The following is a 12,106-nucleotide window of genomic DNA, read 5'->3' as shown; positions in this document are numbered from 1 at the left end:
GATGCCCGGCCTTCAATTTCATAGCCCCCTTTCAACTGTGAGAGCCCAAGCTCGTGCTTTCTCTTCAAGGCTCAGTCCAAAATAAAGTTGGTCGATAATTGCTTCTGTGATTTTTTCAGTTTCACCAAGCCAGGTCTTTTTGTCCATTGACATAGTGCCTTGAGTAAATTTATTTGTGTCTTTCACCACAAATCCGCTTTCTAAAGCTTTGTAGAAAGCCTCTCTTGCTGCTATGTTTGGTTGTTTCCCCGTGCGTGCTTGCTCTCTTTTTAGCTTTTCCTCGGATGTGGCGGTAATTGCTATTCTATTCGGCAGCATTAAAGTACCCCTTTTTTATGCTTGTGGAACCTTCAAACCCATCACATTCGATTGTATAGGTTTTTGATACCGAAGTGTTAAACAATGCTGGTGTGCTTCCAAAATTTATTTCAGTATCGGTAGATAATAAAATGACTTGATGGCTAGCATTTGGGAAATAGCTACCAATTATGTTGTCTCTGTGGCTAGAGTCCAATCGCCCAAGAGGTGTGTCAATAATGATAGGTAGTCGTTTGCCTGAGGTTTTACCTAATGCTTCCAGCATGGCTGTTGCGTAAATTTGTTTCTCTCCCGCTGATAATTGTTCACGGTCTATAACCTTTCCGTCGCGGTAAGAAAGATCAACACTAAAGGTGTCAGGATCAATACGTGGTCTAAGCCCGTCATGTTTTTTCCGTGCTAGGCGCTGGAAAGACTTGCCAAAGTGATGCTGAAGCTCTTTGATTTTGCTAATCCTAGCGCTATCTGAGTAGCTCGTTAGCATTTTTCTGACTGATTTGGCCATATCCATTGCATGGACACTGTCCGATTGATGCTGATGCTCGTTCTCAAGCTTTCTAAGCTTTCGGACACAGTCCATGGCGGAGCGCAGTTTGCGCTTAGCATTTTCACGCTTTTCTTCAATTCTGCTCTTTAGACGGCCTTGTTTGAGTTGTGCTTCGTGCAACTGTTCGTAGAGCGGCTTGATGCGCTGTTCGTCCGGTGCTCGCTCCAGGTTTGCTGCACACTCGCTGATTTCGTGTCGCAGGCCTTCGAGTTTCTTTTCTAGCTCATCAACTTCCTGCTTTTGTTTTGGTGCTTCTACTTTTATCTGATGGCGTAACTTCTCTATCTCGCTATCAGACAGGTCGTGCACCAATTCCACCCTTTTGGGCGGCTTCAGGCTCTTGCCAAATGCTTTTTCGATAGCATTAATAAGCAGTGCTTCCTGGCCCTGTAGAGCACCTTCCAACTCCTTGCGCAGTGCCTTCGCTTGGCGTTTGGCGGCCTGGTGGGTTATCCGTTGCTTGCGATAGTGCCTCTCGGCATCGAGCTGAGACAGCAAGGCACCTAGCGCTGTCGGAGCCAGCGCTAATGGGTAGAGGGAGCCTTTTAATGTACGCATCCGCCCTCTGATAGCTTCCTGATCAGCCAGCAGGTGTTCCATTCTCTCCTTTTCAGCTGCTTGGTTTTCGTACCAGGCACCGCCATGCGCTTCTATCTTGTGTTCCAGTTGGGCAATATCCGCTCTCAGGTTGTGCAGCTGGTCCTCCAGTGCCTCCTTTCCCTCGAGCTCATGCTGGTAACTCGAGTAGTAGCGCTCATAGTCAGCTTCTAATGTTTCGGCTTCTTGGCGAATCGCCTCCGGTAACCTGCCCTTCGAGTGATTGCGAATATAGACACCCAGGTCAGCCCGCAACCTGTTGACTAGGTCCAGGCCCAGCAGCCGCTGGATTGCATCGGCAAGTGCTGCATTGCCTTTTGACTCCGCCAGCTCAGCGATCTTCTCTCCATCGAAGAAGAAAAGGTCAGCGATACCCAGGGGAATCAGGTCGTTCAGAAAGCTTTGGGCCTGATCATGCGAGAGGTGAGAGAGAACCTCGTCGTCACGCGTGATCTGCAGATTTTCCGTGACAGCACCACTGGTATCGCGGAACCAGCTGCGCACCACATCGTATTCGTGCTGTCGGCCACCACGACTATCGCTAAAGTTAAGCCGTACATAGGCGCTATTCGGGATGCGATCCGAACCACTGGGCTTGTGAATACAGTCACTCAGATAGCGGTTATACTCTTCACTCGGCACCTTAGCACCCAGGATACGGCGGCCATAGAGGGTCAGACGCACGGCCGTGAGGATCGACGTCTTGCCGGCGCCATTCAGGCCACCAAACAGGATAATGGGTTTTGCCCCACTTGATCCCGGCCTAAGGTCGATCTCATGATCGCCTCTATAGACCCTGAAATTGCCCATCTTCAGCGTATTCAGGATCATTTGCTTAGCTCCTCGTACTGAATTTCTAGCCCTGCCAGCAGCTCGTCATAGACGCTTTTTGCGTTGCGGGTTTTTCCTTGGTAACCAATATTTTTCTGGAAGATATCCTGCATCTTTCCTTTGGCCGCCTGCATCCCCTCGAGTGCCATGCTGGCATCCTGTTTCTTGGTGTGAAGGGTATCGAGATCCCCCCAGTCCTGGTTCAAGAGGGAGTCGATCCGCTTGAAAACGCCATGCCGCTTGCTCAAGCCATCAAGCGACTGCTCAAGCTGGAGGAGTTTGACGGCCAGGTCGATGGGTGTGCCGTGCTCCAGGCAGGCGCTGTTCAGGGCAGCTGCGTCCTGTTGGCTCAAGACTCCCGCGGAGTCCTGCATCCACTCCAGCTTGTGGCCATATACACTGGTGTAGATGGCAGGAAGCGCATCCAGGGCGTCTGGCTCATTGGGGTCACTCAACCACTCTAGACGAATGTGCTTCAATTCGTCTTCATGGATGAGAACAATCGGGTTTCCGCCGTCGTTGAGATTCTTCTGAATTTCCAGAAGCTTTTTCAGCCAGGCTTGCCGATAAGCCATCCAGTAGGGACCCGGGATATGCTTCTTTTCGATTGTGCTGTCATCGTCAATTTGCCCACGGGCGTACTGCACTTTGCCAGTGCGCCGCTTGTGGTTGCGGTAAGTAGTCTTGTTGTGGGGTAAGGTCGTTTCATATAGCTTATCTCGGAAAGACTTTAGCTCCAGCATCCAGTGCTCACCGGATTCAATGAGTCCTTCCATGGCGCGGTCTTTTGTCACCACAGTGCAAGTCCAGCAGCCGAAGCGAGAGTTTCCACAGGACGGGGTTTTGGTGTCGATAACGACAGGACACTCACCGGCGTTGGAGTCTTTATAGAGATCAAATAGTTTGCGGTGACTTCCTCCCCAAGGAGCTGGGGCGCTAAGGAGATATAGCCACACATCATCGGAGGTCCAATCCTCGATAGGCATATAGGTGTAGGCACCTGGGAGAGACGAATGCTTAGAAAGAAGGGAACCATCTACCTTGTGCTTAGCGATGACTTGAGCGCGGGATGCGCTCTCTTGGCTGCGGGCACCAAGTACAACAATTACCTCGCCATGGCGGGTAACCTTATCGAGAATAAAGCTGCTGACAGGATCAATCTTCATCCTCTCAGTGCACCAGCGGAAGCTCTGGGTTGGGGCCGGATACCCTTTCCCCAGCAGGTTCACCCAGAAAGTATCATTGGACTTCGGCACTACTTGGTGGGCAGAGAAAGGCAAGCCTTGATCCTTCGCTCTAGCGTTGATCTGCTCCAAAGTTGTCGTAATAAGATCGACAACGACAGGCGTCTCCACCAGTGTATCTGAGCACACAACATACACATGTTTGTGCCGCTCCTCAGGCTGAATTCTCTCAATGGCGGTATAGATAAGAGACAGTACAGCAGTAGAGTCCTTTCCGCCGCTGAAGCCAATCACCCAAGGGCGCTCATCCTCCAGGTAAAGGCGTTGTAATTCACCGATCAAGTCGGGAAGAGGTCTACCAGCAAAGTTCTGCCCGGCAAACATCTCATCACGAGAGATATCAAGCATGGCTTCACTCATGGTGTCAGGGCTCCCTCGAGCTCGAGCTGCTTCTCGCTTAGTGGTATCCCCAACTGTTGTTTGAGGTAGCAAGCCAGCAGTTCGACAGATGTATGTGATTTGGAAATTCGGCCATCGCGCAGGCAGCGTCCCTCCCATTCGGGATTGGAGCGCTGCCAGTCGATCTCCATGAGGGGGGTCAGCCGGCCGATGTACCAGTCGATGTCACGCTCGTGTGCTTCCCGGCGCAGCGAACTGCAGCTCACTGCCAGGGCCTGGAGAAAGACACCATGGGCATGAATAGAGCCTTGGCGAAGCTGCATGGGCAGGCTGGGGTCGCGAAGCGATTCCAACCAATCCGGCATGACTTTGCAGGCGGCCGCCCAAAAGGTGATGCATTCCACATGGTCATCGATGCTGGCGTCGTCGCGCTTGCGCTTCTCCAGGAACCGCCAGCTGGCGTTCTTGATCGCGCTGAGGGTGAACAACTTCCTGGATTTCAGCGGTAACGAGCTCTTCTCGACCTCGGTAAGCTCCTGAAAGCAAGGGACTTCCTCCATGATGCAGCGGGCCAGGGTGGAGGCGGCATCGCGCTTATCGAAATAGGTGTTGAGCGAGGTGCTGGGGCGTATCGCATGCCGGTTCAAGTCGGCAAACATCTGCTGGCTGCGTTTCAGGCCTTCATCGATAAACAGCAGGACGGGAATGCTGTCATGGCCCAGCTCGCGCTTTCTGGTGACAGCGCGCTCAATGGCGGCACGCCGGTGCTGCCCGTCGTTGATCAGCAATCGCGCCTCACGGGGGATGCGCAGCATGCCCACCAGTGGGACGAGCTCTTCACCTGTCGGGACAAACTCGGCCTCCTGGTCGAGAGACGCCGTGATGGCCGGCAGGATGTAGCTATCAGGGTTCTGTGTCAGGTAGTCCGCGATCTCGGGGATGCGGCCAGGGTTGATGGCGCGCTGGGCGCGCTCCTCAGGCGGGAGCTCTGTGTCGTCGTAGTGAAACAGCCTGGGGATCAGGCGCAGCGGGCACATGATCGTGTAGCATGCGCGTCCACCCTGCATCCCTCGCAGCGCGGGGAAGTCATGGGTGCTGTGGGCTGCCTGTTGCGTCGCTTGGGCCATTGGTACGTGTTCTTAGACGTAAGGGTACGTTTATTTTAACGTAAGGGGCGCCTCAATGCAGTAGTGCGTTGTTGCATTAACGCCTCCGTTAGAGGCCGGAACGAGTCCGCGCAGGTGCTGTTCTTTTGTACAGTGTAGTGGCTCACTGCCTTTGGACGCCACCGGTTGCCATGCTTGCAGCCTGCTGACTCGCCTGCCATCCGGCGAAAGCGCCGGTGGTGCAGGCGGCAAGGGTGTATGGCGATTTGTGGGCTGTTTGAAAAATGCGGCGCCCTAGCCCCAGCAGTGAGAAGCATTTTGTGCTGGCTTTAGCAGGTCCTGGCTACAGCCAGCCGGCGCGCCGGAAGCGCCAGTAGAGCCACCCGCAGGCACTGCCCATCATCAGCAGCGCCAGCGGATAGCCCAGGCGCCAGTCGAGCTCGGGCATGTGGGCGAAGTTCATGCCCCAGATGCCGGCGAGGATGGTGGCTACCGCGAAGATGGCCGCCCAGGCCGCCAGCCGCTTGTGCACCTCGCCCTCGTCGATCGCCACCATCGAGAGGTTCACCTGGATCGCGGTGATGGTCATCTCGCGGATGGTATCCACCGCCGATTCGATGCGATTCAGGTGGTCGTACACGTCGCGGAAGTATTCCCGGGTCTTGCGGCACAGCGCCGGGACCCGGCCGCCGAACAGGTGGCTCGCCGCCTCGCCCAGGGGCATGGCGGCATGCTTGAGCCGCATGGTCTGGCGCTTGAGCTGGTAGAGGCGCTCCAGGCTCCGGCGGGCCGACCCCCGGATGAAGATCTGGTCCTCGATGCTCTCGAGCTCGGCCTGCAGGGCCTCGACCACCGGGAAGTAGCGGTCGACGATGGTATCCATCAGGGCATAGATCACGAAGGCGGGGCCGTGCCTGAGCAGCTTCGGCTCGTGCTCGCAGCGCTGGCGGACCTCGGTGAAGCCCCGGCCCGGGTGCAGGCGCACCGAGAGCACGTACCCCGGGCCGGCGAACACCGCCACCTGTCCGGTCTCCAGCTGGTCGTCGCGCATCGTGACCATGTGCATGATCACGAACAGCGACTCCCCATACTCCTCGAACTTGGGGCGCTGGTGCCCGTTCAGGGCGTCCTCCACGGCCAGCTCGTGCAGGCCGAACACCGCCTGGAACCGGGCCATTTCCTGCGCGTCGGGCTCGTGCAGTGCCACCCACACGAAACGGTCAGGTTGCCCCAGGTAGTCGCCGATCTCGTCGGACTGGATGTCTTGCAGGCGATGTCCCTTTTCGTAGGCCACGCAGTTGATGATCATTGCCGAGCTCTCCCGATCGGTGGTGGTGCCCTGTGCCACAGCATAGTGCCTGGAGGCGGGCACCTGTCGCCCTCCCCGCGCGAACGGGATGCCATGACGAGGGGCACCGGGAAAGGGGGTGGCGTTCATCGGGGCGTCGTCCTAGTCTGGGATTTCACTCAACGAGACGCGGAGGCCGCCATGCCGATTTCACGAGCCGAGATTCCCGCCGAGGATGCCAAGGAGCTGGTGGAGCGCCTCTGCCGGGAGTGGGCGGACGCACGGCCGATCGACCGCGAGGAGACCCAGGCGCGGGTCGTCTTCGACGAGGGCAGCTGCCTGCTCAAGGCCGAGCCGGATCGGCTGGTGGTGGCCGTCGAGACGCTGGATGACGAGACCCTGGACCGGCTCGAGGGCAAGGTGAACGCCGCGCTCGAGGGGCTGACGGGCGTGACCCTGGAGATCGTCTGGGAAAATTGAGCGACGGCGTCTCGCCCCGCGCCGCCCACCTCGGCATGCTGCTGTGGGCGGCGCTGGTGGGGCTGTCGTTTCCCGCGGTGGGGGCAATGAGCGAGCTGCCGCCGTTCTCGCTCACCGCGCTGCGCTTCGTCATCGCCTGCTGCGGCCTGTGGTGGCTGGCCCGGCGCTCGCCGGACTTCCTGCCTGCCTGGCGGCGGCTGCCGCTCTATGCGCTGATGGGGCTCTGCCTGGCCGGCTTCTTCGGCGCCATGTTCTGGGCGGCGCACCATGCCACGGCGCTCTCCATGGCCACCCTCTTCGTCACGGTGCCGCTGCTGGCCTTCCTGCTGGGGCTGGGCTTCGGCGTGGAACGCCTGGCCTGGCGCCTGCCGGCGATCCTGGCGCTGGGGGCGGCGGGGGCGCTGGGCCTGGCATTCGCGGAATCCCTGGCCAAGGGCGAGCGCCTGCAGTTCGGCATCGGCGAGGCGGTGTTCTTCCTGGGCTGCCTCTCCACGGCGCTCTATCCGGTGCTCAGCAAGTGGGGGCTGTCGACCGGACGCCTGCCGGAGTCGGCGGCGGTGCGCACCTTCTGGAGCCTGGGCCTGGGCGCCGTGCTGATCGGGCTGCTGGGGCTCGCCGTCGAGCCGGTAGAGCGCCTGGCGACCATGACCGGCCGCGACCTGCTGCTGCTGGTCTACCTGGGCCTCTTCTCCAGTGCCCTGACCTTCTGGCTCCTGCAGCGCGCCACCTCGGCGCTCACGCCGGGGGCGGTTACCGCCTACAGCTACCTGGTGCCCTTCGTCTCCATGCTGCTGCTGTTCGTCCGTGAGCCCGAACGGATCGGCTGGGTCTGGCTGCCGGGCAGCCTGCTGGTGATCGTGGCGATCGCGCTGCTGCTGCGCAACGGCCGGGCGGCCGGCTAGTCGGTCTCGCCCTTCCCCGCGGGCTCGCCGGCTGCCTCGCCGGGAAAGGCGAGGCGGATCTCGTCGTGCAGGCGGCGGGTATCGGTGATGTGGCGGCGCGAGAAGTGGAAGGGCACCAGGCGTGCCACCCCGGCCGCCGTGGCGATCTCGCCGCAGGCCCGGGCGGTCAGGTGGCCGGTGCGCCGGGCCTGTTCCGCCTCGACCGCCAGGAAGGGGGCCTCGCAGAAGAGCACCCGGGCGCCCCGCGCCAGGGAGACCAGGCGTCGGCGGTTCTCCGCGGTGTCGCCGAGGTCGGTGGCATAGACCAGCCGCTCCCCCGGCCGGGTCAGCAGCAGGGCCTGTGCCAGGCTGGCCGCGGTCCGGGTGGTGCCGTCCGGCAGCCGTACCCGGGCCTCTCCCTCGCCCGCCAGGACATGATGCTTGAGCGTGCCGAGCCAGGGACCCGGCGGCCAGCCATGGGCCTCCAGCCGCTCCTTGCGCACCGCGACCTGCCGCTCGGGCTCCAGGGCAAAGGCCAGCACCGGCGTGCCATGGTCGAGGGTGGTGGCCCGCACGCGAAAGCCGAGCTCCTCGTGCAGCAGGCCGCCGGGGGCCGGGCGCGAGGGCAGGGGGGATGGTCGCGCGTCGCCGGCGACGATCCCCCAGCGCTCGAGGCGTTCGCCATGCAGCTCGCCGACCTCGAAGCGGGGCGCCTTCTCGGCGACCCGGTCCCAGAGAATGCCGCTCACCAGCCCCTGCAGGTGCTCCGCCAGCCCCGGTGGGCCATAGAGCCGGCAGGGCGGGTACTCGCCGATGCGCGAGCGCAGCAGCCACAGGAAGCCGCCGATGTGGTCGAAGTGGGCGTGGCTGATGAAGACGTCGCTGACCTGATGGGCGAGGCGCGCCGGCAGGCGGCCGGGGTCGCCCAGGTCGAACAGCAGGCTGCGCGACTGGTGACGCAGGCGAAGGTGCAGCAGCGGGTCGCCGAAGACGCCGTTGACCAGGGTCGCGGTGAAGGTGCCGAGATCCGCCCGGGGGCGCGGGCCGTCGCGACTCTCCAGGGGCGCGGGGGTATCGTCCGGCTCCGGCGTATCAAGGATGGGGGCTTGGGGACGTGCGGTGCCCAGCTGGCCATCGCGGCCGCGACGGGCATCGCGAACCACGAGGGTGCGGGGCGTGCCGGTCGACGCCGGGGCGCGAATCCGCAGCCGGTCACCCTCCAGCGCCAGGATCTCGCCCAGCCCCAGGGTGTCGCCCCGTGCGTCGAGCAGCCCGACCTGGCGCCCCGCCCAGGCCTCGGGGGCGCTGCGCGGCGGGGCGGCGCCGGTCAGGGCCAGTGCGGGCAGCTCGAGCACGGTCTCCCGGGCTTGTGCCAGCCAGGCGTCCCAGTCGTCGCTGCGACGCGCGCGGCGCCGACGCTTTCCGGGATGGCGGGCATGCGGGTCTGGCGCCAGGGTGACGGTCTCCAGGCCCAGGGCGCGACACTCCTCGTGCAGCGGGAAGGAGGCGGCGTCTGTCGCCAGCACCAGCAGGGCACCGATGCCCGCGGCCTGCACCAGTGCCGGCAGCAGCTCGGCCCCGGCGGCGCCGCGGACCACCCCCGGGGCGTCCAGCAGCAGCGCCCCGGCGGGGGCCTGCTCGGCCAGGCGACGCACCGCCTGCACCAGCGGCAAGCGGAAGCGGGCGGCATCCAGGGTGGCCAGGGCGGCGATCGCTTCCAGCCGCCACTCCCCCCCTTCCCAGCGGCCCAGGCAGGCCGCACCGGGCGGCCCGATGCCGGGCGGCCCGATGCCGGGCAGCCCCGGGTCGGCGCTCAGGCAGTGGCACGCCTGGCCCCGGGCGGCCAGGGTCGCCGCGGCGGCGCGCACCAGGGTGCTCTTGCCGCTGCCCGGCGCGCCGGCCACCAGCACGCGCCCATGGCGCTGCAGCAGGGTCAGCAGGGGGTGGTCCGCGGGGAGGTGCTCGGTCGGTGCAGGCATGGTGGCGGCCCTCGGCATCGATATGCCCAGTGTGGGGGGATTGCCGAGGGGCGACCACCCCGGGCGAGTGGCCTCTGGTATACTGCCGCTCATTACGCAGCCATCGAATTCGCAGGAGTCCGCATGACCCGTATCGCCATCGTCGGTGTCGCCGGCCGCATGGGCCGCACCCTGGTCAACGCCGTGCAGCAGGATGCCGGGGCCACCCTTGCCGGCGGCATCGTCGAACCGGGCAGCTCGCTGGTGGGCACCGACATCGGCGAGCTGGCGGGGGTCGGCAAGCTGGGCGTGGCCGCCGTGGACTCCCTCGAGGCCATCGTCGACGACGTCGACGTGCTGATCGACTTCACGGCGCCGCAGGTGACGTTGGCCAACCTGGCCGTCTGTGCCGAGCACGGCAAGCGCATCGTCATCGGTACCACCGGCCTGAACGATGAGGAGCTCGCTGAGCTGGACGCCTTCCGCGACCGGGTGCCGATGGTCTTCGCGCCGAACATGAGCGTGGGGGTGAACCTGACGCTGAAGCTGCTCGAGACGGCGGCGAAGGCGCTGGGCGACGAGGGCTACGACATAGAGGTGATCGAGGCCCACCATCGCCACAAGGTGGATGCGCCCTCCGGCACGGCATTGAAGATGGGCGAGGTCGTGGCCGAGAGCCTGGGCCGTACCCTGAAGGAGCATGGCGTCTTCGCCCGTGAGGGTCAGTGTGGGCCGCGCAGTGACAAGGAGATCGGCTTTGCCACCGTGCGCGCCGGGGACATCGTGGGCGAGCACACCGTGATGTTCGCCACCGAGGGCGAGCGCATCGAGATCACCCACAAGGCCTCGAGCCGCATGACCTTCGCCAAGGGTGCAGTGCGCGCCGCGCGCTGGGTGACCGGCCAGGCCAACGGCCGCTACTCGATGCAGGATGTGCTTGGGCTTTGATTCCGAGGTGAGCAGAGTTGCATGCTGTGAGGGGCGTCGGGGACAGGCCGAAGGGGAGGTCCTATGCCAGGGATGGCATCGGTAGCGCCCAGGGAAGGGTTCACAGCGCCTCCCCGTAGGCCTGTCGCCGAATGAGCCCCGAGCAAGACTGGCAGCTCAGTGCTCGGGGGTAGCCGCCGGGCGCCATTTCCTGTAATATCCCCAAAATTTTGGCCGGGCGCGCGGGCAAACAGCCCTCTCGAGCGCTTGTTGCTTCGGCCCAGGCATTCCGAGCGAATGACAACAAGCGGGATGAAACCGGTCTTCACATCGGGTTTCGTCCCGCTTTTTTGCGGGCCGGCCACCCGGGGCCCGGCCATGGCCCCGCAGTATTCCTGACGAGCTGTCTCGATAGCTCTCTAAAAAACCTGGGAGGACGTTGCATTGAACAGACCCGCGATACTGGCCCTGGAAGACGGCAGTGTATTCCACGGCACGGCCATCGGTGCCGATGGACAAACCAGCGGTGAGGTGGTGTTCAATACGGCCATGACCGGTTACCAGGAAATCCTGACCGACCCCTCCTACACCCGTCAGATCGTCACCCTCACCTATCCGCACATCGGCAACACCGGCGTCAACGCCGAGGACGTCGAGTCCGGCGCCATCGCCGCCGCCGGCCTGGTGATCCGTGACCTCCCCCTGCTGGCCAGCAGCTTCCGCTGCGAACAGACGCTCTCCGACTACCTCAAGGGCCAGAACGTGCTGGGCATCGCCGACATCGATACCCGCCGCCTGACCCGCATCCTGCGCGACAAGGGCGCCCAGAATGGGGCGATCCTGGCCGGTTCCGAGGCCGAGGGCGACGACGCCGTCGACCGGGCCCTGGCCGCGGCCCGCGCCTTCCCGGGCCTGAAGGGCATGGACCTGGCAAAGGTGGTCTCCTGCCAGACCCCCTACGAGTGGAGCGAGGGCGAGTGGGCCCTGGGCAAGGGGTACGCCGATACCACCCAGGGTGAACGTCCCTACCACGTGGTCGCCTACGACTACGGCGTCAAGCGCAACATCCTGCGCATGCTCGCCTCCCGCGGCTGCCGCCTCACCGTGGTGCCGGCCCAGACCCCGGCCGCCGAGGTGCTGGCCATGGCCCCCGACGGCGTCTTCCTGGCCAACGGGCCCGGCGACCCCGAGCCCTGCGACTACGCCATCAAGGCGATCCAGGAGCTCCTCGAGACCGAGATCCCGGTATTCGGCATCTGCCTGGGCCACCAGCTGCTGGCGCTGGCCAGCGGGGCGAAGACGGTGAAGATGAATCACGGCCACCACGGCGCCAACCACCCGGTGCAGGACCTCGATACCGGCAAGGTGATGATCACCAGCCAGAACCACGGCTTCGCCGCCGACGAGGCGAGCCTGCCGGCCAACCTGCGGGCCACCCACCGCTCGCTGTTCGACGGCACCCTGCAGGGCGTCGAGCGCACCGACCGCCCGGCCTTCAGCTTCCAGGGCCACCCCGAGGCCAGCCCGGGGCCGCGCGACGTGTCGCCGCTGTTCGACCGCTTCGTCACCATGATGAAGGAGCGCCGCTAG

At 63.1% G+C, this 12,106-nt stretch carries 10 protein-coding genes; 4 read left to right on the top strand and 6 right to left on the bottom strand.

The window, feature by feature from the left end:
• Positions 1-18: 18 nt before the first annotated feature.
• From QLQ83_RS17775 to corA, 5 genes are all read right to left on the bottom strand, one after another.
• Complete coding sequence (locus tag QLQ83_RS17775) at positions 19-318, bottom strand: DndE family protein (RefSeq protein WP_282736845.1); 300 nt, start codon at positions 316-318, stop codon at positions 19-21.
• A complete protein-coding gene (dndD, locus tag QLQ83_RS17770) occupies positions 305-2,293 on the bottom strand; it encodes a DNA sulfur modification protein DndD (protein ID WP_282736844.1) in 1,989 nt (662 codons plus the stop codon). Before dndD ends, QLQ83_RS17775 begins: the two co-directional genes overlap by 14 nt.
• Positions 2,290-3,897 (bottom strand): DNA phosphorothioation system sulfurtransferase DndC, encoded by a 1,608-nt coding sequence (gene dndC, locus QLQ83_RS17765; RefSeq protein WP_282736843.1) that lies wholly within the window; start codon positions 3,895-3,897, stop codon positions 2,290-2,292. Before dndC ends, dndD begins: the two co-directional genes overlap by 4 nt.
• A complete protein-coding gene (gene dndB, locus QLQ83_RS17760; RefSeq protein WP_282736842.1) occupies positions 3,894-5,003 on the bottom strand; it encodes a DNA sulfur modification protein DndB in 1,110 nt (369 codons plus the stop codon). Before dndB ends, dndC begins: the two co-directional genes overlap by 4 nt.
• Before the next feature lie 322 nt (positions 5,004-5,325).
• The gene (gene corA / locus QLQ83_RS17755; protein WP_282736841.1) at positions 5,326-6,291 is read right to left on the bottom strand and encodes a magnesium/cobalt transporter CorA; all 966 of its coding nucleotides are present in this window, start codon (positions 6,289-6,291) and stop codon (positions 5,326-5,328) included.
• 180 nt (positions 6,292-6,471) lie between these two features.
• Between corA and QLQ83_RS17750 the strand changes: the two genes are divergently transcribed.
• Positions 6,472-6,750 (top strand): DUF2218 domain-containing protein, encoded by a 279-nt coding sequence (locus tag QLQ83_RS17750; RefSeq protein ID WP_282736840.1) that lies wholly within the window; start codon positions 6,472-6,474, stop codon positions 6,748-6,750.
• Positions 6,747-7,652 carry a DMT family transporter gene (locus tag QLQ83_RS17745; RefSeq protein WP_282736839.1) on the top strand — a complete coding sequence of 302 codons (906 nt, stop codon included), beginning with the start codon at positions 6,747-6,749 and terminating at the stop codon, positions 7,650-7,652. The genes QLQ83_RS17750 and QLQ83_RS17745 overlap by 4 nt, the downstream gene beginning before the upstream one ends.
• On the opposite strand, the gene QLQ83_RS17740 is transcribed toward QLQ83_RS17745, so the two are convergent.
• The gene (locus QLQ83_RS17740; protein ID WP_282736838.1) at positions 7,649-9,610 is read right to left on the bottom strand and encodes an MBL fold metallo-hydrolase; all 1,962 of its coding nucleotides are present in this window, start codon (positions 9,608-9,610) and stop codon (positions 7,649-7,651) included. The two genes, QLQ83_RS17745 and QLQ83_RS17740, sit on opposite strands and share 4 nt — an antisense overlap.
• A gap of 123 nt (positions 9,611-9,733) precedes the next feature.
• On the opposite strand from QLQ83_RS17740, the gene dapB reads away from it, so the two are divergent.
• A complete protein-coding gene (gene dapB / locus QLQ83_RS17735) occupies positions 9,734-10,537 on the top strand; it encodes a 4-hydroxy-tetrahydrodipicolinate reductase (RefSeq protein ID WP_282736837.1) in 804 nt (267 codons plus the stop codon).
• A 423-nt stretch (positions 10,538-10,960) separates the two neighbouring features.
• On the top strand, positions 10,961-12,106 hold the full coding sequence (gene carA / locus QLQ83_RS17730) for a glutamine-hydrolyzing carbamoyl-phosphate synthase small subunit (protein WP_282736836.1): 1,146 nt from the start codon (positions 10,961-10,963) through the stop codon (positions 12,104-12,106).

It is taken from the genome of Halomonas rhizosphaerae (assembly GCF_030010555.1).
GTDB classification, from domain to species: Bacteria; Pseudomonadota; Gammaproteobacteria; order Pseudomonadales; family Halomonadaceae; genus Halomonas; species Halomonas rhizosphaerae.
This window is presented reverse-complemented; position numbering and strand designations above follow the sequence as displayed.

Excerpts from the sequence above, each read along its gene's own strand:
- corA (WP_282736841.1), bottom strand. The coding sequence starts at position 6,291 with ATGATCATCAACTGCGTGGCCTACGAAAAGGGACATCGCCTGCAAGAC.
- QLQ83_RS17775 (WP_282736845.1), bottom strand. The coding sequence starts at position 318 with ATGCTGCCGAATAGAATAGCAATTACCGCCACATCCGAGGAAAAGCTA.
- dndC (WP_282736843.1), bottom strand. The coding sequence starts at position 3,897 with ATGAGTGAAGCCATGCTTGATATCTCTCGTGATGAGATGTTTGCCGGG.
- QLQ83_RS17740 (WP_282736838.1), bottom strand. The coding sequence starts at position 9,610 with ATGCCTGCACCGACCGAGCACCTCCCCGCGGACCACCCCCTGCTGACC.
- dapB (WP_282736837.1), top strand. The coding sequence starts at position 9,734 with ATGACCCGTATCGCCATCGTCGGTGTCGCCGGCCGCATGGGCCGCACC.
- dndD (WP_282736844.1), bottom strand. The coding sequence starts at position 2,293 with ATGATCCTGAATACGCTGAAGATGGGCAATTTCAGGGTCTATAGAGGC.
- dndB (WP_282736842.1), bottom strand. The coding sequence starts at position 5,003 with ATGGCCCAAGCGACGCAACAGGCAGCCCACAGCACCCATGACTTCCCC.
- QLQ83_RS17750 (WP_282736840.1), top strand. The coding sequence starts at position 6,472 with ATGCCGATTTCACGAGCCGAGATTCCCGCCGAGGATGCCAAGGAGCTG.